22 protein-coding genes are annotated in these 26,951 nt (G+C 46.7%); 18 read left to right on the top strand and 4 right to left on the bottom strand.

Annotated features, from left to right (window positions below):
- The first annotated feature begins 36 nt into the window (after window positions 1–36).
- From CVT49_12795 to CVT49_12745, 11 genes are read left to right on the top strand one after another with little or no spacing between them, the layout of a single operon-like run.
- On the top strand, window positions 37–1,116 hold the full coding sequence (locus CVT49_12795; protein PKK82622.1) for a mannose-1-phosphate guanylyltransferase: 1,080 nt from the start codon (window positions 37–39) through the stop codon (window positions 1,114–1,116).
- Window positions 1,091–1,756: a hypothetical protein gene (locus CVT49_12790; GenBank protein ID PKK82621.1), complete on the top strand. Its 666-nt coding sequence runs from the start codon at window positions 1,091–1,093 to the stop codon at window positions 1,754–1,756. The genes CVT49_12795 and CVT49_12790 overlap by 26 nt, the downstream gene beginning before the upstream one ends.
- Complete coding sequence (locus CVT49_12785; protein ID PKK82620.1) at window positions 1,707–2,342, top strand: threonylcarbamoyl-AMP synthase; 636 nt, start codon at window positions 1,707–1,709, stop codon at window positions 2,340–2,342. Before CVT49_12790 ends, CVT49_12785 begins: the two co-directional genes overlap by 50 nt.
- Before the next feature lie 9 nt (window positions 2,343–2,351).
- Window positions 2,352–2,837 (top strand): low molecular weight protein arginine phosphatase, encoded by a 486-nt coding sequence (locus tag CVT49_12780; protein ID PKK82619.1) that lies wholly within the window; start codon window positions 2,352–2,354, stop codon window positions 2,835–2,837.
- A 3-nt stretch (window positions 2,838–2,840) separates the two neighbouring features.
- Window positions 2,841–3,662: a DUF3108 domain-containing protein gene (locus CVT49_12775; GenBank protein PKK82618.1), complete on the top strand. Its 822-nt coding sequence runs from the start codon at window positions 2,841–2,843 to the stop codon at window positions 3,660–3,662.
- Window positions 3,663–3,669: 7 nt separating this feature from the next.
- Window positions 3,670–4,644: a hypothetical protein gene (locus CVT49_12770; GenBank protein PKK82617.1), complete on the top strand. Its 975-nt coding sequence runs from the start codon at window positions 3,670–3,672 to the stop codon at window positions 4,642–4,644.
- Complete coding sequence (ftcD, locus tag CVT49_12765; protein PKK82616.1) at window positions 4,641–6,167, top strand: glutamate formimidoyltransferase; 1,527 nt, start codon at window positions 4,641–4,643, stop codon at window positions 6,165–6,167. Before CVT49_12770 ends, ftcD begins: the two co-directional genes overlap by 4 nt.
- Window positions 6,168–6,995 (top strand): hypothetical protein, encoded by an 828-nt coding sequence (locus CVT49_12760; protein PKK82615.1) that lies wholly within the window; start codon window positions 6,168–6,170, stop codon window positions 6,993–6,995. It abuts the gene before it with no gap.
- A gap of 8 nt (window positions 6,996–7,003) precedes the next feature.
- A complete protein-coding gene (locus tag CVT49_12755; protein PKK82614.1) occupies window positions 7,004–8,992 on the top strand; it encodes a hypothetical protein in 1,989 nt (662 codons plus the stop codon).
- Window positions 8,993–9,523: a hypothetical protein gene (locus CVT49_12750; protein ID PKK82613.1), complete on the top strand. Its 531-nt coding sequence runs from the start codon at window positions 8,993–8,995 to the stop codon at window positions 9,521–9,523.
- A complete protein-coding gene (locus CVT49_12745; GenBank protein ID PKK82612.1) occupies window positions 9,520–11,490 on the top strand; it encodes a hypothetical protein in 1,971 nt (656 codons plus the stop codon). The genes CVT49_12750 and CVT49_12745 overlap by 4 nt, the downstream gene beginning before the upstream one ends.
- Window positions 11,491–11,540: 50 nt before the next feature.
- On the opposite strand, the gene CVT49_12740 is transcribed toward CVT49_12745, so the two are convergent.
- Both CVT49_12740 and CVT49_12735 read right to left on the bottom strand, forming a co-directional pair.
- Window positions 11,541–13,544, bottom strand: coding sequence for a sodium-translocating pyrophosphatase (locus tag CVT49_12740; protein ID PKK82611.1), 2,004 nt, complete (start codon window positions 13,542–13,544; stop codon window positions 11,541–11,543).
- Window positions 13,545–13,826: 282 nt separating this feature from the next.
- Window positions 13,827–15,809: an oligopeptidase B gene (locus CVT49_12735; GenBank protein ID PKK82610.1), complete on the bottom strand. Its 1,983-nt coding sequence runs from the start codon at window positions 15,807–15,809 to the stop codon at window positions 13,827–13,829.
- A gap of 140 nt (window positions 15,810–15,949) precedes the next feature.
- Here CVT49_12735 and CVT49_12730 point away from each other — a divergent pair, with 140 nt between their 5' ends.
- Window positions 15,950–16,159: a hypothetical protein gene (locus CVT49_12730; GenBank protein PKK82609.1), complete on the top strand. Its 210-nt coding sequence runs from the start codon at window positions 15,950–15,952 to the stop codon at window positions 16,157–16,159.
- Window positions 16,156–16,917 (top strand): GNAT family N-acetyltransferase, encoded by a 762-nt coding sequence (locus tag CVT49_12725; GenBank protein ID PKK82608.1) that lies wholly within the window; start codon window positions 16,156–16,158, stop codon window positions 16,915–16,917. The genes CVT49_12730 and CVT49_12725 overlap by 4 nt, the downstream gene beginning before the upstream one ends.
- Before the next feature lie 305 nt (window positions 16,918–17,222).
- Here the strand turns inward: CVT49_12725 and CVT49_12720 are convergent, their stop codons facing one another.
- Both CVT49_12720 and CVT49_12715 read right to left on the bottom strand, forming a co-directional pair.
- Window positions 17,223–18,965 carry a hypothetical protein gene (locus CVT49_12720; protein PKK82607.1) on the bottom strand — a complete coding sequence of 581 codons (1,743 nt, stop codon included), beginning with the start codon at window positions 18,963–18,965 and terminating at the stop codon, window positions 17,223–17,225.
- Window positions 18,949–19,575 (bottom strand): hypothetical protein, encoded by a 627-nt coding sequence (locus CVT49_12715; protein PKK82606.1) that lies wholly within the window; start codon window positions 19,573–19,575, stop codon window positions 18,949–18,951. Before CVT49_12715 ends, CVT49_12720 begins: the two co-directional genes overlap by 17 nt.
- 374 nt (window positions 19,576–19,949) lie before the next feature.
- Between CVT49_12715 and CVT49_12710 the strand changes: the two genes are divergently transcribed.
- From CVT49_12710 to CVT49_12690, 5 genes are all read left to right on the top strand, one after another.
- Window positions 19,950–20,576 carry a superoxide dismutase gene (locus tag CVT49_12710; protein PKK82605.1) on the top strand — a complete coding sequence of 209 codons (627 nt, stop codon included), beginning with the start codon at window positions 19,950–19,952 and terminating at the stop codon, window positions 20,574–20,576.
- Window positions 20,577–20,658: 82 nt separating this feature from the next.
- Window positions 20,659–21,519, top strand: coding sequence for a DUF92 domain-containing protein (locus CVT49_12705; GenBank protein ID PKK82604.1), 861 nt, complete (start codon window positions 20,659–20,661; stop codon window positions 21,517–21,519).
- 64 nt (window positions 21,520–21,583) lie between these two features.
- A complete protein-coding gene (locus tag CVT49_12700; protein ID PKK82603.1) occupies window positions 21,584–22,795 on the top strand; it encodes a butyryl-CoA dehydrogenase in 1,212 nt (403 codons plus the stop codon).
- Between the two features lie 234 nt (window positions 22,796–23,029).
- Complete coding sequence (locus tag CVT49_12695) at window positions 23,030–24,607, top strand: hypothetical protein (GenBank protein ID PKK82602.1); 1,578 nt, start codon at window positions 23,030–23,032, stop codon at window positions 24,605–24,607.
- A gap of 283 nt (window positions 24,608–24,890) precedes the next feature.
- On the top strand, window positions 24,891–26,951 hold a 2,061-nt coding region (locus CVT49_12690), incomplete at its 3' end, for a hypothetical protein (protein ID PKK82601.1).

The following is a 26,951-nucleotide window of genomic DNA, read 5'->3' as shown; positions in this document are numbered from 1 at the left end:
TAAAATATCACTTTTGCTTATAAGGAGGGTGACCAATTGATTTATGGAGTCATACTGGCGGGCGGCCGAGGCGAACGATTCTGGCCGCTGTCGAGGACGGAAAGGCCGAAGCAGCTGCTCAAGCTGATTTCCGACAAAACCATGCTCCAGGAAACAATTGACCGGGTCCTTCCTCTGATTCCGGTCGAGAGAATCATAGTTGTGACCTCCGCCGACATAATGCCATTGATTCTAAAAGAAATCGGCAGCCTGAAGCCGGAGAATATCCTGGCCGAGCCATTCGGGCGGGACACCTGTCTGGCTATCGGATTGGCCGCGGAGCATATCCGGAAAATAGATCCTGATGGGGTCATGATTGTCCTTTCGGCCGATCACATAATCAAACCTCCTGAGAAACTTCTGGATATTATCGATGTCGGGGCGCAGATTGCCGCCGAAGAAGACAAATTAATAACTATCGGTATCGATCCGACCCGTCCCGAAACGGCCTACGGCTATATAAAGCTGGCCGATATGTATAAGTCGATTGAGGGGATCGCGGTTTATGAAGTCGATTCCTTTACTGAAAAGCCCAAGGTGGCCGTTGCCCAGCAATATTATTACGGCCGGAAACATCTCTGGAACTCGGGCATGTTTATCTGGTCGGTCGCCAGTGTGCTGTCGGCCATATGCCAATGCCAGCCGGATATGAGTGATCATCTCGCCGCGTATGCCTTGAAAATAGGTACGGGTGATGAAAGTTCTGCCCGACGGAGCCTTTATGAAAAATCCGGCCCGATATCAATTGATTTTGCGGTTCTCGAAAACGCCGAAAATGTCCTGGCTATCAAGGCCGACATGGTCTGGGATGATGTCGGCAGCTGGAACGCTCTGGAGAGATATAAAAACAAGGACATGAATAATAATGTAATTATCGGTAATGCCAAGGTCGCTGATTCATATGAAACCACAATATACAATGAAACCGAAGGTATTATCGTGACCCTCGGGGTTTCGGACCTTGTCGTCGTTAAAACCGATGATATAGTATTAGTAGCACATAAGACAAAAGTGAATGAAGTCAAGCAGGTTATCAAGGAATTAGCGCAGGATGAAAGTCTCAAGAAGTATTTATAAGAGAGATATGATGAAATTCTTTGTTTTTTCAGCCCTGCTTCTGGTCACCGTGATCGGGTGCCATGGAACATTCGACCATCCGGATGAGGCCAGGCCGAAGGAGGCTGGTGAAAAAGCTACGACACCATACGATCCGATGGGTTTGCCGTCAGATTATGATGTTGTCCCTGAAAAATACCCGATCGTGGCATCAATCCCCGATTCATCAAAAGGAGTCACCGCCGCCCATTCGGATACGGGCGTGGTTTCGGCGGATTCTTTGATTGGTTTGTTTGAGACTTATCGAATACAATTATTCACATCGAATACTTATGGACCGGCCGCACGTGAGATGGACATAGCCCGTGAAGTCTTTGATCGTGAGGTGCGGCTTGACTATGAAGTGCCCTATTATAAAGTCAGGGTGGGCAATTTCGCCGAACGTGAGGAGGCTGAAGCATATTTGCCGGCCGCAATCGAGGCCGGTTACAGCAATGCCTGGGTTGTCAAAGTTACGACCAATATACAAAATGTCGAGGAAACATTTGATGAGGATATTCCTCCTCTGACGGATTCTCTGGAGGTTTACCCTGAAGATACGGAGTCCAATAATGAGCGACCTCAATATCCTGAAGATCAGCAAGTCCCGACCGGACAATAAGATTATTGATCAAGCGGCCAGGATTCTAAGCAAGGGCGGTATTATTGTAGCACCGACAGAGACCAAATACGGACTGCTTGGCAGAATAGATGACGCCAAAGTGATGGGAAGAATATATGAGTTGAAAGGGCGGAAGCCAAAACAGCCATGTGCCGTTTTTGTCCGCAGCCATGATGAAATCTTTGAATTTGGATGCGAAAGCAAGCTTTCCGCGTTGCTGGCCCAACAATTCCTGCCGGGACCATTGACTCTGGTTCTTAAAGATAAATCGGGCTATCCGGAGCCGATCGTCATCGGCGGGAAAATCGGTATCAGGTTTTCCTCCTCACCGATAATCGCCAAGTTATTAAATAAGGTTGACTTTAACGTGACAGCCACCAGCGCCAATATTTCGGGCGCCGGCGATCCTGAAACGATAGAGGAAATCGCGGTCATATTCAGAGGAAAGGTCGATATGTATCTTGACGGCGGCAATCTGAATGCCCTGCCGTCGACAGTTGTCGACTGTTCCTGTGATACATACAAAATTTTGCGTTCGGGCGCCTTTACGCGGGAAGAGATCAAGAAAAAAATCGTGAGATTGTGATAACCCGATATGTATAGAATAATGTTCGTCTGCACCGGCAACACCTGCCGCTCACCTATGGCCGAGGGTGGTTTGAGAAAGCTGTTCGAGAACCAGGGCCTGAAGAATATTGAAGTTTACTCGAGTGGAACGGCCGCCGCCACTGGTTACCCGGCGACCACCTATGCCATCGAAGCATCACGCCTGTGGGATGCCGATATATCAGGCCACCGGTCGCACCCGCTGACACTTCAGATGGTTCACGATGCCGATATAATCCTTTGTATGACCTCACAACATTGCCATAATGTCGTCTCCATGGATGTTGGGGCGGATAAAAAAACATATCTCCTGAAAAATTATCCTGATCCGGGATGTGTCGGCGATGAAATCGCCGATCCTATCGGCGGTTCCCTGGACATGTACAACCAGACTTTTCTTGAAATCGGCGAGGAACTGGGCCGCATAATGCCGCATATAATAGAAGCAGCCAGAATGAAAGGGGAAATTCTCTGACCGATGTTTAGAATAGCCGCGATAACGATTATGGTTCTGGTCCTGGTTTCGGGGGCATTATATTTTACCAAAGGGATTCCCGGAAAGGTCCTTGCCCAGACCGGAACGACTCCCCCCGATACGAACGGCGAGCCCTTCAGGTATGCTGAAAATATCGCATTCGGACTTGGTGAACGGCTCGATTTTGACATTGGGTACGGATTCATTAATGCCGGATACGCCACCATGGAAGTGAAGGAATTAATCGAATATGACGGCCGTCCTTGTTACCAGATTGTCTCGACGGCCAATTCCAACAAATTTTTTTCATCATTTTACCGGGTCGAGGACCGGGTCGAGACCATTATCGATGCGGTCGGGATATTCAGTTGGTACTTCGAGAAAAATCTCCGCGAGGGTAACTATCGGAATGATCGCTCCTATGCCTTTGATCAAAAAAACCATACTGTCGTCTATAAAAACGACACCCTGGAGATTGCGCCGTTTGTCCAGGATGCTCTTTCGATTCTCTACTATGTGCGGACGATGGAGCTGAAAGTCGGCGAATCGGTGTTCATTGACAATTTCACCGATGGCGAACTTTTTCCCTTGGAAGTAAGAGTAGTTCAAAAGGAGACGGTGAAAGTGAAGGCCGGCACTTTTGATTGTATCGTGGTCGAACCGCTTCTCATGACATCCGGCATTTTCAAGCACGAAGGGCGGCTCAAAGTATGGTTGACCGATGACAGACTGAAATTACCGGTTTTGATGAAATCTAAAGTGCTGGTCGGTTCGATCTCGGCGGAGTTGACCGACTATAGTCTTGGCGAAATCATAGAATTCTGATTTTATAATGGGCAGATTCAAACAGGCTGATTTGAAAAAAATCAAAACAGTATCACTTAAAGGGCGCCGGAGTCGGGCTCGTGTTTCATCATTCGGCAGTCCCATCAAAGAACTTTCGGCGGAAATATTTATGGAGAGTCTTCCGAAATATTTGAAAGCCGCCGATCTTCTTGATTTCATAAAACACGTCGTTAAAGCCCGCCGAAACAACCGGCCGTTCCAGATCCTGATGGGAGCGCATGTCATTAAGGTCGGACTCTCCCCTGTCATCATCGATTTGATGGAAAATAATATAATCACCGGTATTTCCATGAATTCAGCGGGATTGATCCATGACCTCGAAACAGCCTTTATCGGTCGCACCTCGGAGGATGTCCAGGCAGGTTTGTCGGACGGGTCATTCGGGATGGCCGAAGAAACCGGGCGATATTTTAGCGATGTCGTCGAAATGGCGGAGAAAGAATCTATCGGTTTGGGGGAAGCCGCCGGTAAGTACATAAATCTCCGCAAGGCCAAATATGCCGGGTCGTCCCTTTTCGCGGCGGCCGAAAGGCTGAATCTTCCAGCCACGGTCCACCTTGTGGTCGGGGCGGACATCGTCCAGCAGCAAAGCTCTTTCAGGGCCGGTCCTGCCGCCGAAGCCTCCTACCGGGATTTTAAGATTCTGGCGGCTATCCTTGGAAATGCCGACAATGGGGGTGTTGCGGCTAATATCGGTTCTGCGGTCGTCCTGCCCGAGGTTTTTCTGAAAGCGCTGACCGTTTCGCGTAATCTGAACAAGAGTAAACGAAATATTACGACGGCCAACTTCGACATGATCGCGCATTACCGGCCGATGATGAATGTCGTTAACCGTCCCACGGCTGACGGCGGACACGGATTCAATTTTATAGGTCACCATGAAATCATGATCCCCCTGCTCGCCTGGGGTCTTAAATCATACATGCGTGAGAACAAGAAAGAACATGGAGTAAAGACATGATCAGATTAGTCGAATGTGTTCCCAATTTTTCCGAAGGTCGAAGAAAAGAAGTTCTTGATCAAATCATAAATGAAATTACGTCGGTCGAAACCGTGGTTCTGCTGGATCGTGAGATGGACGGCGACCATAACCGAGCGGTGGTTACTTTTGTCTGCCAGCCCGAGTTTGCCGTCGAAGCCTGTTTCCGGGGTATCAAGAAGGCATCGGAAGTGCTGGATATGTCGACACATAAGGGCGAACATCCGCGAATGGGGGCCACCGATGTCTGTCCGTTCATCCCGATTTCGGATTTTACCGAGGCCGAGGCGGTCGAACTGGCTAATCAACTCGGCAAACGGGTCGGCGAAGAACTGGCGATTCCGGTCTATTTATATGAAACGGCAGCGACCAGCCCGAACCGGGAAAATCTGGCGGATGTCAGAAGGGGCGAATATGAAGGCATTCGCGATTCGATCGAAACCGATCCCGCCCGCAAGCCCGATTACGGGCCGTCAAAGATGAATCTTAAAGCGGGAGCAATCGCAATCGGCGTGCGTTTCCCATTGGTTGCATTTAATGTCTATCTGGACACTAATCGTGTGTCAATCGCCAGGAAAATTGCCAACGCGGTCCGCTTTGCCCGCGGCGGTTACCGGTTTGTCAAGGCCATGGGCTTCTCCATTAAGGAACGCAATCAAACCCAGGTATCAATGAATCTGGTTAATTATACAAAAACCCCGGTTTTCAGGGTATTCGAGACAATTAAATCGGAAGCGGCTCGCTATGGCGTGCGCGTGTTGTCATCGGAGATTATCGGTCTGGTACCACAGCAGGCCATGCTGGACGTAGCCGATTTCTACCTTCAGCTCGAAAATTTTACCGTGGCTCAGGTTCTCGAGGAAAAATTACGGCAAATGGGCGGCACATCTCAATCCAGTACTTCCGACTTCTACAATGAAGTCGCCGCCAAGACCCCGACCCCGGGAGGCGGTTCCGTAGCCGCGGCCGCAGGAACTCTCGGCGCCGCTCTGAGTTCGATGGTTTGCCGCCTGACGATCGGCAAGAAAAAGTATGCTGATGTCGAAGATGAGTTCAAGGAGATTCTGGAAAAGTCCGAAGTGCTTCGTGAACAGTTGAAGGAAATGATTGTTAAGGACGGTGAGGCTTTTGACCAGGTGATGGCCGCACGCAAGCTGCCTAAAGATAATGATGAGGAAATCGCCCGTCGCGATAAGGCGATTTTCGATGCGACCAAAATCGCAGCCAGAACGCCTCTTGAAACAGCCGGGCTGGCGCTGAAAATACTCGAATTGATCAAAGTGGTCGCGGAAAAAGGCAATGTGAATTCGGTATCGGATGCCGGAGTGGCGGCTCTTATGGCCAAGGCGGCCATCGAGGGCGCCATATATAATGTCAGGATTAACATCGGCGGGTTCGGGGACCAGATGTTTGTCGATGAGATGACCGGCAAGATAAAAGTTCTGAAAGAGGCGAGCGACAGGCTGGCGGAAGAAGTCAGAAAAATCGTTGAAAGTAAAATATAGATGATTCCGCGTATCGACCTGCATATACATTCGACTTATTCGGACGGTATCAAGACGCCGGCTGAAATTTTAAATGAGGTACGCGAAAAAAATCTGGCCGCCTTTTCCATTACCGATCACGATAACGCCGGAGCCTACTTTGAAGCGCGAGAGTTGCTGAAGGAAGGTGACCCTGAATTAATAACGGGGGTGGAATTATCGGCCGGTAAAGGTGGTGAGGATTTACATATTCTCGGATATTTTTTTGATCCCAATTCTGCTTTTCTGGCCTCGGAACTGGAGCGATTCAGAGAAATTCGGAACCAGCGAGGGGCTTTGATGTTACAAGAGTTAAGGAAGCTGGGAATAGATATACCTCTGGATATGGTAATCGATATTGTCGGGAAATCGGCCATAGGCCGTCCCCACGTGGCCAATGCCATGGTCCAGGCCGGAGCGGTAAACAATATGGATGAAGCCTTCATAAAATACATAGGTCTGGAAAAGCCGGCCTATATTCCAAAGGCAAATTTAACGCCCAAGGATGCGATTGACCTGATTCATTCCGCCGGAGGGCTGGCCTTCCTGGCGCACCCGCGCATCGCGGGCGCCTCGAAATATATTAGGGAGTTCGTCGGTTATGGACTTGACGGAATAGAAATCTATCACCCTTATCACTTTAGCACCCACATTAAGGCCTATTCCAAACTGACGGAAAAATTATTGATCCTGGGATGTGGCGGTTCGGATTATCACGGCCGGGAGGGTAAGTACGGCGCAATTGGATCACAGCCGGCTCCATATGATCTTCTTTCTGCCATGAAAACAAAGGTAAAAATTAAAGATTGAGGTTTGCTTTGAAAAAACTGGTTTTCCTATTATTAATCGCGCTGTTTTGGGGCATCGGGCAATCGGCATATTCCGGGGCTCTCAGTGAACAGCAGCAGCAGGAATTAATTGAGAATTATTTATATATACGCGGAGAGGGCCCGATCCCCGCATCTCTCGAGGGCGAAACATTGCCGCGCTGCGGAACCGAACTGGCTCTCAATCTGATGAACAACCGAGATAATTTCACGGGCAAGTACGCCGCCATTGCCGCCTCTCTTGCGGCTCGCCCCAATCTTCCCTACTCCTATGTTTCCCCAAAAGGTTATATTCGTGTGCATTACGCGACGCTCGGGACTGACGCCGTGCTTTACCCGTTGATCGATGCCAATACTGACGGTATTCCGGATTATGTCAATAAAATCGCCGATATCGCCGATTCGGTCTGGGAATTGGAAGTAAATCAGATGGGTTACCCGGCCCCGCCGGCCGACGGCATCAACGGCGGCGATTCTCTCAAAGATATTTATATTATAGCGCTGCCCTCTCAGTACTACGGTATCACCTGGTATGAAGCGCAGGTCACGTTCCAATCATATACATCCTACATAGAAATCGACAACGACTATAATTTCTGGCCGTACAACCTGAGTTCCCAGATGGAAAGACGATTGGATGCCGCCCGGGTGACCATCGCCCATGAATTTTTCCACACCATTCATTATGGGATGGATGCCACCGAGTTTGAGTCTCACGCCGGTTATGAATTCGTCCCCTGGTGGGAAATGACCGCAACCTGGATGGAAGAAATAGCTTATGACAATATCAATGATTACTATGCTTATCTTCCCTATTATTACAATTATCCCTGGTATGGCCTTCAATACGCAACATATCCTGTCAACACGGTGCATCAGTATGGCTGTGTCGTCTTCCCACTTTATTTATCGGAAAAATTTGATACTTCGCTGGTCAGAGATATTTGGGAGATATGTGCCGAGCGGACCGGATCTCAATTTTTGCAGGCGATTGACAGGGCCTTGATCGAGTTCACCAGCGACCCGCTCAAATGGGATACCACCAATCAATATGATTTCCAAAGGGCCTTTAACGAATTCGAAGTTTGGAATTTATTCACCGGTACCAGGGCGGCACGGGCCCCGGCGGGTTATGGTTTTTCGGAGGCGGCTAATTACCCGATGCCTCCCGACAGCGCCTATCTTAATTTTGCAAGATATGACTTTTACCCGCTTCAGATGCGCTGGCCCTGGATGGATACAACCATCGACGGTACGACCTTTTTACTTGGTAATGGCACACCTTTAACCTACTATAAGGGTAATCTTCCGCAGAACGCGGGTGCTCACTATTTGAATTTTCAGAACCTGTCATTGTTGCCCGATTCTGTCTTTAACTTTATTTTTGTGGGCGGCGTGGGAATAAAATGGACCGTTACCATGGTGGCGTTCCCGTCGAACATCGCGCAGGATGCCATTATACTCGACAGCCAGCGGGATCTCAGCCCCCTGGCGCCCGGGCCGCCATTATATTTCAATTTTGATCCCTCGCTGTACCGCAATGTGGTCGCCATAGCCACTCCCACGGATACTTCTATATCAAAATATCCAACGGGATTTAATTATGGGGCCATTTTTAGCAATCAGCCTTCTGATTCATTTCCTAATTCATTGGATTTTCACAAACCTTATCCCAATCCGATTGTTGTTAAATCCGCCGATGATTCCGTGACTTTTGAAGCTCAAATATCAACATCATCTTTGTCAGGGGTCAATACAGAAATGCAAGTAAATATTTTTACCATCTCTGGCGAGAAGATAAATGTAATAAGCTATAATGGATCTCTTTCTGATGGCGACAAAATTTCGGTGGGATGGAAGCTTGACAATCAAAGCGGCAAAAAGGTCGCGCCGGGTGTTTACCTGGCTTACTGCCAGGTCATACTTGATAACGGCTCGATTGAAGGCGCCGAGAAATTCAAGATTGCCGTAATCAGATAAATGGATTCGAGAATAAGAACAATTGCCAGAGTCGCTGTCTTTGCGGCTCTGGTTTTTGTTTTTTCATACTTCTCGGTGCTGATTCCCAATGTTAACCCTTCCTTTTTCATCGTTTTTGCCGCCGGCTTTATCTGGGGAATCTGGTCAGGGTGCGGGGTCGGGATAATCGGTTTTCTTTTATGGTCAAACCTGAATCCATCGGGCCCGGCGCCGTTTCCGGTCATGATTTCGCAACTTATCGGAATCTCCTTCACCGCAGTTACAGGGGTGCTTGCGGCGAAGGTGATAGGGATGTCGGATTCTCGAGCAAAGACGGCTTTTGTTCTTAGTCTCTCGGGACTCACGAGCGGTTTAATTTATGTGGTAATTGTGGGCGTGGTCGATGCATATATTTTTCAGCCATTCTGGCCGCGGCTGATCGGAGGAGCGCTATTTTCATTGATTACTATCATTTCTAATAGTATAATATTTCCGATATTGTGGCCGGCGCTGGTTTTTTTAATGAAGAGAGAAAAGAGTGCGACAGGATGAATAAATATCTTATCACGTTTATTGTCGGTCTGGCCGGGGTGTTCCTAGCCTCCTCGATTTCTGTCGCCCAGGATGCAACATTTCCGGCAGAGACGGATTCCATTTATACCGGTCAGGATTCATTAATTAGCACCGACAGCACCTTTCAGATTCCTCCGACAAAAAAAAGAGACACAGTCGTCCAGCTGGATTATTATAATCTTATTGATACCATCAGTAATCGTTTTCTGGCCGAGCGGTTTAACCTGAATGATGAGGCCGCGCGCTCATTTCAGCATGATGCCGGCGATTTTCTCCGGTTCAATCCCGCGAATTTCATAGTCGATTATCAGGATATTCCCTTACGAAAAACCGTTTCGCCGTTCAATCTGCCCGGAAACCGAATGAATATAATAATGAATAATCGGAGCATGGGACCGCTTGAGCATCTTCCCGAACCGGATAACATGATCGACTTCAATGATGTCCCCACCGCCCCGGTTCAGGCGGTTTATAATATCGAGGGGCCCCTGGGGATGGTCTTCAACGCGCCGAACAGCGGCTCTTCACTGATTCTTCTTCCCCAGGATCCGGAAGGAACCCGCGCCGAATCTAAGATGGTGGCTGACAAGGGTTGGAATGGTTATGCCTATACCAAGGGAATGTTTGCGCACCGGACGGGAAACGGACGCTTAATCCGGCTTGCGGCCGGCTACCGAAAATCGGACGGAACTTATTTCAACAGCAATGATGAAGCCTATCATCAGTGGGGTGAAATGATCTCGCCGCTTACGTCAAATATCAGAATTAATCTAAGCGGTCATATTTATAAGCGAGAGGGAGCATATCGGCCCCGCCCGGCCATATCCGATAATTACTTCGATCGATTCCGTCGTGACCGGGATCTCAGCGCCGGACTGCAATTCGGGCACGGACCCGACAAGACAAGTTACATCGAATTCAGGCACCAACGTTCGGAATCGAAGATCGACCGACCGTACGAAACATATTTCAGAAATCTTGATGTGTTCGACAACTCGATACGATTGACGCATGAACGCCGACTGGGCGGGGGCGGAATCAAAGCCGGTATAATTCTCGCCGATGAGAAGTACGAAGACGGGGCGTCCACGAGCAAACGCGGACACGAAATTGTCGATGCAACGTTCATTTTCGGGAGCGCCGAAACATCCGGCCTTCTATATGTCAAAGGTGAAAAAGTGAGCGGATATAATCCGGCGCCGTCGGCGATGCTGGCGATTACCATGAATAAAGAAAAGTCCTTCTTTTCTCTGTCGGCCGGTTACGCCACCAAATTCCCCCGCCAGTACGAGCTTGATCTGACTTCACGCTCGGGTGGATTAATCATTGGTCTTGGCTCCGATTACATGGAGCACGGCAACCCGGATCTTAAGTCGGAAAAGCAATTAACCGGCAATCTTACCTGTGCCCTGGGAAGCGCCGGCAATGATATAGAGTTATCCGCTACCGGTGGTCGGATAAAGGACGGGATCGACTGGAGAAGACTTGAAAATCCTCTATATTCGCAGGGCGAATATACGCCGGCCAATAGTGACATCAATTTCGGGACAGCCACTTTGCAAAAAAAGCTGGTTCTGGGCAGCCTGATTCATTTCTCGGGCGGGGGCAGCTATCATTATATAGAGATCGACGGTGATAATGATCCGCCGTACTCGCCGGACTTCCAGGCGTTTTCCAACCTGGAGCTGTACTATCATATCCGCAAGATCGATGTTCACCTTTATGCCTATGGCGAAGCGATATATAATGATCTTTACACCGGATACAATGGAGCGGAATACGGGCAGGATGTTATAGTGAATGTCAAGTTCACATTCAAGATAAAGAAATTCCGGTTTTATTATATTTCTCAGAATGTAGCCTCTGCAGAGTATTATTCCAGAGAAGACTACCTGTATGTCAATCGCTTCAATTATTACGGCGTGACCTGGGAATTCTGGGATTAGCAAAAAAAAAGCCCGCCGAAGCGGGCTTCATAAAATTCAATTTATCTCTATTACAAGAACAGCGGTGCAAGCACCAATGAGACCATCGCCATCAATTTGATGAGGATGTTCATCGACGGACCCGAGGTATCCTTGAAAGGATCGCCGACGGTATCACCGACAACCGCCGCTTTATGGGCATCGGAGCCTTTTCCGCCAAGATTACCGGCTTCGATAAATTTCTTGGCATTGTCCCAGGCGCCGCCGGCATTGGCCATCATAAGGGCCATCAAAACCCCGGAAAGAGTGGCGCCACCAAGGAAACCGCCGAGGGCCTCTTTGCCAAAGACAAGCCCGACCACAATCGGGGCACAAATCGCCAGCAAACCGGGAAGAACCATTTGCTGCAATGCACCCTTAGTAGCAATATCGACGCAACGGGCGGTATCCGGTTTGGCCGTTCCTTCCATCAATCCCTTGATTTCCTTGAACTGGCGACGAACCTCGGAGACCATCTTGAACGCCGCTTTGCCGACTGCGGTCATGGTCATGGCGGCAATCAAGAAGGGAAGAATACCACCGATAAAGAACCCGACTACGACATGGACATCGAGAAGACTTATGGTTTTGACACCGGCCGCCGTGCTGTAGGCCGAAAACAGAGCCAGGGCAGTCAGGGCCGCAGAGCCGATGGCAAAGCCTTTGCCGATGGCCGCGGTTGTATTGCCGAGAGAATCGAGACGGTCGGTGATCTTGCGGATGTCCTCCCCAAGACCGGCCATTTCGGTAATACCGCCGGCATTGTCGGCGATAGGTCCATAGGCATCGACTGACATGGTCACACCGATGGTCGAAAGCATACCGACTGCGGCCAAACCGACACCATAAAGATCACCCAGTTTGTAGCCGACCAGAACCGCCATGGCAATAATAAAGACCGGGATGGCGACTGATTCCATGCCGATGGCAAGGCCGGATATGATATTGGTCGCGGCGCCGGTCTCGGAGGCTTTGGCAATTTTTCTAATCGGGCTGCCAGCCGTGTAGTATTCGGTCATCAAACCGATTAAAATACCGGCGACATTACCGGCCAGAATCACCCAAAACAGTTTGGCATCAAGTCCAAGCTTTGCAATAATAAACCAGGCAGCGACAAAGAGAACAACCGACGCGACATAGGTAACAACGCGAAGAACCGCCGCAGGATTTTTCATGTTGGCAAATACCTTGACCGAAAGCACACCCAGAATCGAAGCAATAATTCCCGCGGAGGCGATAGCTATCGGTAAGATTACTTTTGCCAAAGTTGAACCGGTCGGCATATCCGATCCGAGAGCAACGGCCGCAATAGCGATGGTGGCAATGACCGAACCTACATAAGATTCGAAAAGGTCGGCACCCATTCCGGCCGTGTCACCGACATTATCGCCGACATTATCGGCAATAACAGCCGGATTGCGAGGATCATCTTCGGGGATGCCGGCTTCAATTTTACCGACCAGATCGGCGCCGACATCGGCCGATTTGGTAAAAATACCACCGCCGACACGTGCGAAAAGGGCGATCGAAGAGGCACCCATGCCAAATCCAGCCAAATCAGGCCAATTGAAGAAATCAGTCCTGAAAACAAGGTAAGTGAACACACTGACGCCAAAAAGCCCTAGAGCCGCGACCGACATGCCCATTACGGCCCCGCCGGTGAAGGCAATCGAAAGCGCGGTGCCCTGACCCTTGTCTTTGGCTGCAGCCGAGGTTCTCACATTGGCTTTAGTGGCTGCCTGCATGCCGAAATACCCGGCCAGCATCGAACTGATGGCACCGCAGCAGAAGGCAATCGCGGTGGCCCAGCTGATGAAAATTCCAAGCAAAACGAACACGACTACGATAAAGACGGCAAGAATGGAATACTCCCGTTTCAGGAAGACCATCGCGCCGTGAGCAATCTGCCCGGCGATTTCTTTCATCAGGTCGTTTCCTGCATCCTTCGACTTTATGGTGATGTACAGTATAAAGGCGAAAATGATACCGACAACACCCAAAATCTGTGCAGTGTACAAATAGATCCAGTGATCCATTGACAACTCCCTTAAATTAGGTTTATTATTATTAAATTAATTGAATTCAAAATAATCGTCCCTGCCCGAAAAAATTCCTCTCACCTGTTACCTTTTGCGGGCTACCCTTACAAATTAATGTTCCAAGTTATAAGAAATAACTCAAATGTCAAGTTTGTTTTTTAAAAGAATGTGATTTTTGTCACAAACCTCAATAATTAAAGGCTTGTGCCAAAGAACGCTACAAATTATTGATTTGGAAATTTTTGATTACTTTTCCAATAAGTGAAACCATTGAAATGATTAGGCTTCGACGCCCAGAACATCGAAGATAAAGGCCAGTTCGAAGGCAAATTCCCTCAGGTAATCGAAACGACCGGTCGGGCCGAAATGGCCGCTCTTGAAATTGGTTCGCAACAGAAGCAGGTTGTCGTCGGTTTTGAGCGCCCGAAGCCTGGCGGCCCATTTGGCCGGTTCCCAATAGTGAACGCGGGGATCATTTATGCCTGTCGTAATGAGAATATTGGGATATTCCTGGGGGCTGACATTGTCATACGGCGAATAGGACCTGAGATAATCCCGCACCTGTTTATCCTCGGCTGGATTTCCCCACTCGTCAAATTCGGTGGCTGTCCGCGGGATTGACTCGTCCATCATGGTATTGACAACATCGACAAAAGGAACGTCGGCAATCGCGGCTTGAAATAAATCGGGCCGCATATTCGCCACGGTGCCTATAAGCAACCCGCCGGCGCTGGTTCCTTCTATAACCAGATATTCCGGGGACGTATATTTTTCGGCGATCAGGTATTCGGCACAGGCGATAAAATCGGTAAACGTATTTTTCTTGAAAAGAAGCTTGCCGTCCTCATACCATTCGCGGCCTAATTCGGAACCTCCCCGGACATGTGCTATCGCATATACAAAACCGCGATCAAGCAAACTGAGCCGCCCGGACCAGAAATCCGGCTCCGAGCTGATACCATAGGCGCCATAACCATATAGCACCATAGCATTTGACCCGTCCTTTTTCATACCTTTTCGATATACCAGCGAAATCGGCACGGCCGTTCCATCTTTGGCTGTCGCATAAATGCGTTCGGACCGATATTGGGAAGGATCATATCCGCCAACGACCTCTTCAACCTTAAGAACAGCTCTTTCGCGGGTGTCCATATTATAACTGATCACGGTCTCCGGAGTAATTAACGAAGAATATATGAAACGAAAAATATTGGTATCATATTGCGGATTCTTACCGCTCCAGCATACATATAGTCGTTCATCAAAGACCACATAATGATCATCATCGTCACGCAAATCTATTACCCTGATTGAATTCATGCCATGTATGCGCTCAAACAATACCAGGTGGTTGATAAAAATCTCCGCGTCTTCAATCATAACACTTTCTCGATGGCCGATGAGCTCTTTCCAGTTTTCTTTGCCGGGATTACCTACCGGGGCCGTCATAATACGGAAATTTACGGCATTATCATTCGTAAGAATAAAAAATTGATCCCCGCGGTGAAGAAGATAATACTCGACTCCTTCTTCCCTTGGCCGGACCAGCCTGAACCGGCCCTGTGGATCATCGGCATCCAGAACATATACCTCAGTGGCGACCTGGCTCTCCAGCCTCAGAAATATGAATTTTTTGCTGCGGGACCGGCTGACCAGCAGCCTGAAAGCCGGATCATTTTCTTCGAACAGAACAGCATCATCTTCCGGGGGCGTCCCGAGGGTGTGTCGATGCAAACGATATGGCCGGAGTGCTTCATCGAGAGTCGTATAAAAAATTGTCCGGCTGTCATTGGCCCATTGAATACGCATATGGATATTTTTTAGCTGCTCGTCGATGACCTCACCGGTTTCAAGGTTTCGAAAAAAAAGGGTGTATTTTTCTTTTCCCCTGATATCGATCGTGTATACCAGCCATTTCTGGTCGGGACTGACTGCATAATCGCCGAGATCGCAATAATCATGCCCCACGGCGATATCATTGAGATCAAGAATGATTTCCTCCGGACCGTCGGCGGTATCCTTCGCCCGGCAATAAATATTATATTGTTTACCCGCCTCAGTGCGATAATAATGCCAGTAATGGCCCAGCCGGTAAGGGACAGAACGATCATCCTGGCGCATGCGCCCCAGTAACTCATTATAGAGCTTCTCCCTTACTTCCCGAGTATGCTTCATCATCCGCTCGGTATATTCATTCTCCCGTTTGAGGTACTCGATGACTTCCGGGTTTGAGCGGTCTTTCATCCAAAAATAAGGATCCATATTATTGATGGCCGAGCTTTAGTGCTGCGGCTTTTTTCCTCCCTATTCCAGCACGGATATGGCTGCAATATAATACCAATTTATGGATTATCGGCAAAATTCTACAAATAAAAATATGACAAAAAAGGAGGGGCAGCCGGATGGCTGCCCTTCAGAGGGAAAAGGTCGGGCGTGGTTTTTGGATTGGTTTGAGCCCACCTTATGTAGGATTTTCAATTTATTCTATAAATAATGGAACACCATTGGCTCAAATCTGGCAATCAAAAGTCGAGATATTTGAAAAAATAAATGCTTGTTTTCGGAATATTAGCTTGATCTTTGACCGATGCGATATAATTTACGCCGCATGAATGAGTTGCAGTATCATGCGGTTAATCTGGCGGAAAAGCCCGATCTGATTGATACCGCAGACCAATTATGCGGCAAAGCCTGGCCGGAGTTCATGTTGCATGACACCATCGTTAATAAGTACTGGTGGCGTTTATACGAAAATTTCGCTCAATTTCAGTTTGTTCTGGTCGAAAAAAACGGCGAAAAGATTCTGGCTGTCGGCAACAGCGTTCCGGTCCAATGGTCCGCCACGCCGGAGCAACTCCCTGATAACGGCCTCGACTGGATATTAACCGAGGCTTTTGAGCCGGCTTCAAAAACCAACCGTGAATCCCTGTCCCTGTTTGCCCTCCAGGTGGTTGTAAATCCTGAGTTTCAAGGGTACGCACTAAGCACAAAGGCAATACGGGAAATGATTGGAATCGCCCGTCGGAACGGGTGCAACGCCTTATATGCGCCGGTCCGCCCCAATCACAAGCATTTATATCCGCTGACTCCAATGAATGAATATGTCCGCTGGAAAAATGATGACGGCCGCCCTTTTGATCCCTGGATGCGCGTTCACAGCAAACTTGGCGCCGATACTATTAAAGTATGTCCTGAGTCAATGCGAATACCCGGCACCATTGCCGACTGGGAGAAATGGACGGGGATGCATTTTCCGTCGAGCGGCGAATACATAATTCCGGGTGCGCTGGCCCCGGTAAAAATGGATATTAAGGCCGATCTGGGATTGTACATCGAACCGAATGTCTGGATGCACCACAAAGTGGGATAAGGCATAATATATATACGAATCGACGTTGGCTGTGAAAAACCGGCAATATTTTCCTTCAATAAGTGCTTGCACCATATAAAAATCTGCAAGAAAAACCGCGAACATCACCCATATTAGACAGAATCGCACTATAGACTCAGAGGTTCTTGAGCAAACAACTCTTGATTTTTTGTGCGTTTATTTTAGGCAGGACCTTGCAGGAGTACGAGGCCCTGCCTGTTTGTAATTGGAGATAATGCTAAAAAGTGCTTTCCAATTTACATAACAGGAAGGGCAAAGGAGGCATTTGCGGGCCATATCTTATTTCAGGACAATACCATAAGCACATAAGAACTAATTGCTAATAGCATAAAACTTCTCAAGGATATCTCGCCACCAGCGCGAAGAGAAAGGGTCGACCACCCCCTATTAAAAGCCACAAACTCGAGCAATACTGATTTATCTACCAACAGTTTTCCAAAATCCATGCTCCAGCCATATCCACCATAAATCCCAGCCTGATATAAACCCATTGAAATATAAGAATAATTCAGAGAAAAATATGAACTAGTCAGTTTAAAATATTTCCTATTTTTAATATTATTTTCGTCATAAACATTTTGTTGAGTTCCAATCTCGAGTGACAATTTTCTACTAAAATAATATTTATAAGCCAGATTTAATAAAATATTTCTTTCGCCCGCAAAGTTATAACCATCATCATTTAGTTTATAATATTTTGAAATGACTATATCTGCCTTGCCTTCAAAACTATGAATATTATGATCTACCGTAATTTCAATAGTATCACTGGTGGTATATTGATTTCTAGCAAAAATATAAAACTTATATGAGGATTTCCACCAATCATCTCTGGGGTAGATGAAATTCAGGATATATTTTCTACTGTTTCCTTGTGGTTGAATACTCTCCTCAATCAAATCGAACCACGCTGGATTCACTGAATCAATTTTCTGATACTCAAAAACCGATTTTTTAAAAATGTCAAAAATATCTTTTTTTCGTTGAACCAGGACTTTATATAATACCAGATCTGTGGTATCTTTTGTCGTAACAAAAAGAGATATTGGAATATAAATCCTATCCTTTCTCTTCAAACCAGGATATGAATCTATGGAATAATTATAAGACTTACTTGAAATAATGGGTTTATCAATATATCTAAACTTGATTATTTCCTCCTTACATTTTGAGATACCATCCGATATTACCAAGGCGATATTAAATTCACAAACATTTCTCGTTGAGATTTCCTGAACACTTTCGCCCTGTTTCAGGGCTATAAATTCACTTGCGCTAATTGGCCTGGAGCTGTCTATTGGATTAATCTGCCTCCAAATAAACTCCAAGGGCCTCTCATTGCCATCCGGATCATAAGAATTGGATGCATCGATAATGATTTTATTGCCAGTGCCATAATAAAAAAAACCGTCACTATTCCTGCTAGAATTAATTTGTATAACGGGTTGGGGTAGCCTATTAGACTCTGGGAATAATTTTCTTAAATTGCAATCAAGTTGATTAATATAATCATCACTTGATAAATCAATAATGAATCCATTATATCTTGTACTACTGGTTACTAATATTTGAAATTCATCTCTTGAGCGATGAGGTATTGAATCGGTTATTATTAGCTGAAATTCTAATAATGGAAGTTTTTCTAATACATCAAACCTGATATAACTATCAGCATTTATAATTAAATCTACTAGGGAATCATCGCTTTGCCTGGCCTCGCGAGCCTTTCTCCTTAATTGCTGATTTGATTCATAGAATCTAATAAGATCATCCAAATTGCCAGTTTCATCTTGATTAATTGCCCAAACATTTAGATTTACAATATTGGAAAATATCAATTCGTCTGTTTCCGCATTTCTCAGGTTCTTTAAAATAGCCTCAATCTGTGGTAAAAGTGCAGTATTTTGGGCATATATCAATAATCTCTTGGAATCTGCAATTGCGCTATTGTGCAAAGAAATAAAAAGAAAGCAGACAAATAAGACTGCAATTATAGATTGGCTATTGGCTCTATATTTTTGATTCATTATCAAGACATTCCTTAATTCTTGCAGCGATTAATTCTATATTGGAGGCTATTAGATCATTAATATTCTGTTCAATATTATGTTCCAAGATAGCTTTTGGGTTGCCCGGCGAATCTGACCAAGCCGGAATTGTCAATTGTGATATTTCGCACTTTATTTTATTATTAATAACAAGAAGTAAGGTACCGCCATCATATAAATAGTAGCCACTCTTTTGGGATGGCCTTAGTAACCCATTTTGGGTAAATGATATATCAAATGTGGCACTCCCAGTACTGGTGTATGGAATTCCTGTCAATTTAATCACATTATTTACTAATTTTTGGTTGAAAAAGCCGGTTAACCTGAATGATTGAGTTGTATTTTCAGCCTTTATTGATTTCCCTGAAAATCTATCCATAATATTACCAGAATAAATTACTAAACCTACGATAGCCAGTATAAAAGCATATCTTATACTTTTGTCTATTATCCTATAGGTATGCTCCCTCGTTAATTTGGGAAATTTCATTTTGCGAAAGATTAACCTAATAATAAGAAGAAACACAGCGATGCATAGACCACCGATGCCAAATGTTTTTCCTATTTCATTTAAAAAATACAATTCCATCTTATTACTATATTACAATCCGCAAAAACCTGCCATTTCAGACAAAATAACAAGCTGACAGTTTAAGATTAACAAAATATCCTAAAATGAAATAAAATACTTTTTTAAAATTTATCAATCATTTTAAACATTTAAACGGGACAAGATTAACAGTATCGCTAATGTCTATTTTACAATCATCCGCTTGAATATCAATAAGATAGAAGTGATGTCAATGGAATATCCTATATTGCAAATAATCCTTACTTTTTTGTGGAACATTTCGGGAGCAACATGGTTACATGTAAAATTGAGGTTTTGAATTCAGGGATAGCAGAGAGTCATCATTTGAAGTTAAAGAGAACGAAAATCTTAGGACTATAAAGGAGATTAAAATGGCTTACGAATGGAAATTTAACAAGCGTCCGTATTCGGACGAAGATGCCAAGAAACTGCTTAAAGATGTTGTTTCACCCGAAACGACCGATTGGCACTATAACACGCACCATAAGGGTTATGTCACCTTTCTGAATAAAATCGAGCAAAATCTGGAAAAAGTCGATCGCTCCACGGCCAACGGCAACTGGTCGGAACTGGGCGAATTGAAGCGGCGAATGACCTGGAATCACGGCGGCGCCCTGCTGCATGACGTTTACTGGGAAGTACTCGGCGGCAACGGCGACACTTCAAAGGGCCCGGATATAGTCGCGGCGATCGAAAAAGAATTCGGCAGTATCGAAAAATGGAAAGAAGATTTCAAGGCGACCGCGATTGCGGCCAAACTTTCCGGATGGGCGGTCCTGACACTTGACAAATTATACAGCGGCAGGCTGTTGAATGTGCTGGTCGATGAGCATCATTACGGCGCCATCTGGGGCGGTATTCCCCTGATTTCGCTTGATGTTTTTGAGCATGCCTACTATCACAAGGATGGTCCGGGCCGTGCCAAATACATCGACAATTTATTGAATAATTTGCATTGGGGACGCATCAACGACAGGTATAAAAAGTTTTCCAGGTAATACTTCCTTGTGCTATTAATCCAATGGGCGGGTCTGACGACTCGCCTTTTTTATTAAATTCATTTTTTTTACAATCGGGACATTGTGTATATTTCCTTATAACGGGGAAAATAAAAATATGATCGGCGACTCAATTATAGAAGCTCTTCAAAATCTGGCTTGTGCCTTTCTGCCGGCGGCATTAATAGCCGTGATCTCATTCAGGCTGCGTGCCCTGAAATTTTCCGGGGCGGTCGGAATGATTCTCGTCGGCACAATTGTTTTCGGGCTGGGCGGGATCCTTTATGCGGTGCCATTGATTGTTTTCTTCGCGACCTCCAGCCTTCTGTCATTATTGAAATCTGCCGGCAAAGATAAAGGCCTCCTTGAAACCGGTAAGACCGGTCCCCGCGATATATGGCAGGTGCTGGCCAACGGAAGCATCGCAACCCTGGCCGTTGTGGCTCACTACATCACAGGGAATATTCTTTGGTATCCGGTTTATCTTGCGGCTGTGGCGGAGGCGGCCGCCGACACCTGGGCCACTGAAATCGGGCTGCTCTCGAAGCATAAGCCATTATCTATTATAAGTTTTAGAATAATGGAGCCGGGACAGTCCGGAGGCATAACATTTCTGGGAACGGCCTCTTCCCTCTTTGGGGCAATATTGATAATCATTTCTGGTCTCATTTGTATGAGAATTGTATCCGGCGGGCTTGTCTTTGCCTTTGATTTATGGATGGCAGCGGCGATTGCCGGATGGATCGGCGCCCTGTTCGACTCTGTTCTGGGAGCGACTGTTCAGGCCCGGTTTAGATGCCCGGAATGCGGTAAGATTACCGAAAAGACTTTTCATTGTCAAAGAAAAACCATGTTATTTCAGGGATCCCGTTTGATAAATAATGATATGGTAAATTTCATTTCGACACTGTTTGCGGCTCTTTTGATGTTGGCAATCATCTGATTATTATTTATATATGGACTGCGAGGATAAACATTGAAATGGACTATTAGCCGGGAATACTAATATGAATTTCGAACTAAATGATGATCACCTTTCGGTGCAGGAACTATGTCGCAATTTTGCCAAAAAATATGTGGCACCGACCATCCGCGAAAACGACCGGGCCCATAAATTCGATCCGACGCTGTTGACCAGAATGGCCGAAGCCGATATTCTCGGCTTGTGTATACCGGAACAATACGGCGGCGCCGGCATGGACTATATTTCGCTGGGACTGGCCTGCGAAGAACTGGAATATATCGATGCTTCGGCCCGCGTTATTCTCTCGGTGCATATCGGCCTGAATTCACTGACGCTGCTGTCGCGCGGTAATCAGTTTCAGAAAGAGAAATATCTAATCCCGCAGGCCAAGGGCGAAAAAATCTCCACCTTCGGTCTGACCGAACCGAATGCCGGTTCCGATGTTGTCGGACTCCAGACAACCGCGGCCAAGAAAGGTGACAAATATATTCTTAACGGCGAAAAAATGTGGATCAGTTTGGCCGATGTCGCCGATAATTTTCTTATTTTTGCCTGGACTGATCAGGATAAAAAGAAAAGCCGCGATCACAGCGGCATTTCATGTTTTATTGTTGAGAGATCTTTCCCCGGCGTCACGACCGGCTCCATCCATGGCAAACTGGGTGTGCGGGCCGGTAATACCGGCTGGATCTCAATGCAGGATGTTGAAGTACCCTCGGAGAACCTGTTGGGTGACGAAGGCGAAGGGTTCGGTATCGCCATGTTCTGCCTCGAGCAGGGACGCTATACTGTCGCGGCCGGTTCGACCGGCTTAATCAAAGCCTGTATCGACGCCTGTGTCCAGTATTCGCTGACCCGGAAGACATTCGAACGACCCATTGCGGAACACCAGCTTGTCAAAGAGATGATAGCCAATATGCAGGCAGGTTATGAATATTCGCAACTGCTCTGGCTGAAAGCCGGCTGGATGCGCAACCAGGGCATCCGCTGCACGCGCGAGACGGCCCTGGCCAAGTGGATCGCCTGCCGTGAAGCGGAAAAAGCGGCCAATGATGCCGTTCAGGTACATGGCGCCTATGGCTTTTCCGATGAATATCCGGTCGAGCGGTTTTTCCGAAATTCAAAAGGGGCTGCCATTTATGAGGGTTCACGCGAGATCCAGACGCTCATGCAGGCCGACTATGCGCTCGGTTTTCGCCATGATCGACCGCGGCAAATAAATCTGCCGTCGTGGCCGTTTGACAGCAATGTGTAGCCGTTGATATTTGGATAAATAATATCTTCTTTAAAACGACCAAATTAATCCTTAACATACACAAGTTTGTCCAGATAATCCTTGACAGATAATTAAGAAACGCCTATTTTACTAAATAGGCAAGCATCTGTGATAGACATCTTTACTCGCGATATCCTTTTTTGGAGGGCATGAGCAAATCGTGCCTCAAATATGTGAAAATCAAGGCAAGTTTAAAAGATATTGGAGGGAAAGATGAGAAAATCAATTTTGTTTCTATTGGGATTGTTCCTGATTTGTCTAATTGGCCTTCAGGGTGCAACCACAATTGTGCCATATGTTTCGCCGCTATATTTTTATGACGTCAATGGAACTCCGATGATACGGACTCAGATCCCTGTCAGATTTGAAATTAAAATGGCCAATAATGATGGCTTCACTCGTCAAAATGTATCTATCCCTTTGACATTTTATATTGTCGGCAGCGATTACAATTTCTATCCTGTAAATGTGGGGGGCAATAGCTCCAACGGCTCGGTGGAGTTGTTAAATGGCTTTGAACCGGGCGGATTCTGGGATCTTGGCTCCGGTCTCACTGAATTCGGTTGGGACGGCGTTCTTCCCGACGGAATCTGCTATAATGGGTCGTCCTCCGTTGGCAACGGATGGCCTTCTGGACTGGGCCTTCAGACGTATATGGCATTTAATTTTAGGTTCGTTCTGCCATGGGATAACGAAATATATTTCTGCATCGATTCCGCGGGATATGGCGAAGGTTATGAATGGCTATTTGAGGAGCCGTCACCTGTTTTCCAGGGGCCGTTCTGCTATCCCGTTATGTACTGGTTTCCTGAGCCTCCCCAGTTCACCAATTGCCCATCTATGTCGATTGGCACAAATTATGCCAATGGCTTCCAATATAATTTTAATGCAACTGACCCATATGGTACTCCCTATAATTTTATAATTATTGAAGGCCCCGGAACTATAAATTCATTTACCGGTCTGTGGACCTTTGACACCGATATAAGCGAGGCTGGCGACACCTATGACGTTATTGTGGGAGTTTCTACCGTCAGTCATCCGAATGAATATGGAGAATGTTCATATACAGCCGACATTGCCTCGGCCGCCGGGGATGTCAACGGCGATATGAAAGTGAATATTCTCGATATCGTGGCCATCATCAATTATCTATACAAGGGTGGGCCGCCCCCGGTTCATTTTTACCATGCCGATGTCTATGGCGGCGGCATATTAAATCTTCTGGATGGCCTCCAAATACTAAAATATCTGTACAAAGGGGAAAGCCTCAATGAGCGCAATATTAAGGATGACTACTCGCTCAGGCAAGGCTCATTTTGGAAATACGAACGATTCCGAACAGACGAGAATATAACCGACACTGTGGTAGTCACGGTAACCGGTTATGGTACGCTGAGATATCAATACCCGGACACAACCATATACAAACATTTCGATATTGTTAATGAGATGATATATATCGGCAGTAATGCCCCGTATGATTTTGTCTATGATATGCCGGCGACCGTGGGTGAAAGCTGGACAATTGAAGATCCGGGTTACTACATCATTCATGACACGGTGGCGGCAATTCAGGCTTTTGACGACCTCCCCATAGGACATGTTGAGGACGCCTATCAGATTCTTCGGTCAACTGTGATCGCGGGCGTGGAAGTAACAAGCACCTTCCGGGAGGAGTGGTTTGCGCCGGGTTTCGGTATGGTTAAATTATTTATCTGGAATAGTGAAGTTCCGACGGTTCAATTCGATGAATCATGGAGATTAATACAATATAATGCCGTAAAATGAAGGTTGTGATGGCGACCAAAAATATACTTAAAAGTATTTTTGACCCTCTGGCTCGAAAGGCTAAACCGCCTTTCGGGCCTTTTCTTTTGATTTTAATCAGCTGAGAGCAAAAATCAGGGTCAAAATAATTAAAAAAATGGTCCCCAAAATGTCAATTTCTTGCTTGTTTGAGTAATAATTTGAATTATATTGAATTATATGCTTATGGTTACATACCGAATTTGCATGTTTTATACTTTTTTGATGCGCACTTAGTCACAAACCACAATAAAGAGAGGCACCAATGCGTATAAGGCAGTTGCTCATGCTCACATTGGTTATACTATTAGCCCTTTCATCTTTTGCTTCCGCCGAAAGAATGGACTTGGGGGCGAAAGGTGATGATGTTTCCGTGATTGTCGAACAATCCGACGATTACAAGACGGTCCTGCGTTTTGACGTGGGGGCTTTTTACAGGGATGTTATTGACCTGAACGGAGAGAAGTTTTTCTCACTGAAATGCGGCGAAGAACCGGTCCTTTTGATCGAAGGCGAGCCGGAACTGCCGCATATCTCCCGGAGTATTATTATTCCGGATGATGCCAGGGTCGAAATCAGGGTTCTGTCGGAGGAATTTGTTGACATCCCCGATATGCCGGTGATTTCATCCAAAGGTAATCTCAAACGAACCGTCAATCCCGACGATGTGCCCTACACTTTCGGAGACGTTTATTCCAAATCCGATTGGTATCCTTATGAACTGGCGACGCTTCGCGAGCCGTTCATTCTTCGCGATTTCAGGGGCACGGTGGTCGAGATCAATCCTTTCCGCTATAACCCGGCCGAAAAAACCCTGAGGATTTATACTTCGGTCACGGTCGAAATTGTTAATGTCGGCCCGGGTGAGATCAATGTTCTCGAGAAAGGAGACATAGTCAGAAACAAGGTTAATGCCTTTGAAGAAATTTACAGCCGGAGATTTCTTAATTATTATGACCAGACGGAGAAATATCCATCAACTCCTGAAGACGGCAATATGCTGATTATTACTTACAATTCTTTTCACGACGCCATGCTTCCCCTGGTCGACTGGAAAATTCAAAAAGGTATCAACACGGCTATTGTTGATATTTCCTCAATCGGAAACAACGCCACCAGCATCAAGAATTTTATCGACTCCGTTTACGCCAGTGACTTCGGCCTGGCCTGGGTCCTGCTGGTGGGCGATGGAGCACAGATAACCACGGGAACCGCCACCGGCGCCGGTTCCGATTCCTACTATTCAAAGACAAGCGGGGCCGATGACTGGCCGGATATTATTATCGGTCGTTTTTCGGCCGAAACAGTCGCACAGGTTGAGACTCAGGTCGAAAGAACGATAAATTACGACAAGACTCCGATCGGATCGGACTGGTTCCATATGGGAACGGGGATTGCTTCGGACGAGGGCCCGGGGCACTATGGTGAATATGACTATCAACATATAAATAATATTCGGACCGACCTGCTGGGATATAATTATACTCAAGTTGATCAAATATATGAACCGACGGCGACTATAGCCGCCATCTCTTCCGCCCTTAATAACGGCAGAAGTGTTGTTAATTATTGCGGTCATGGTTCAACCACAAGCTGGGGAACAACCGGATATTCGAATACCAATGTCAACGCTCTGACAAATGATTATATGCTTCCAATGATCTTCAGCGTCGCCTGCCTTAACGGCAATTTCGTGGGTTCCACCTGTTTTGCGGAAGCCTGGCTTCGGGCGACCGACGGCGCCAATCCCACCGGGGCAGTGGCGACCTACATGTCGATTATCAGCCAGGCATGGAATCCTCCGATGTACGCCCAGGATGAAATTACCGATCTGCTGGTTTCGGAGCAGAAGCTGACCATGGGCGGATTGTGCTATAACGGATCCTGTTATATGATGGAAGCACAGGGCGCCGACGGTGTTGAAGAGTTCAATGCCTGGACAATTTTCGGTGACCCGTCACTGATGATTCGCACCGATGATCCGGCGACGTTGACTGTTAGCTACACCCCCGCGCATATATTTACACAGCCGGATATGAATATTCAGGTGGTCGGCCTCGAGGGCGCGCTTTGTGCCTTGACCAAAAACGGAATTATCTATGGCACCGGCACGACCGGACCCGACGGCATGGCCACGATGCAATTTTTTGAAGAATTACCGGTCGGCGAAGATTTGACGCTGACTGTTACGGCCTATAATGCATTGCCTTTCTTTGGAACGATAACTATCATCGCACCGGATGGGCCGTTCGTGATCTATGACGATCATGTTATCAATGACGGTCTGGGCAACAACGACGGTCTGGTTGACTGCGGCGAATCGATC

The organism is candidate division Zixibacteria bacterium HGW-Zixibacteria-1 (assembly GCA_002838945.1).
Classification (GTDB): Bacteria; Zixibacteria; MSB-5A5; order GN15; family PGXB01; genus PGXB01.
This window is presented reverse-complemented; position numbering and strand designations above follow the sequence as displayed.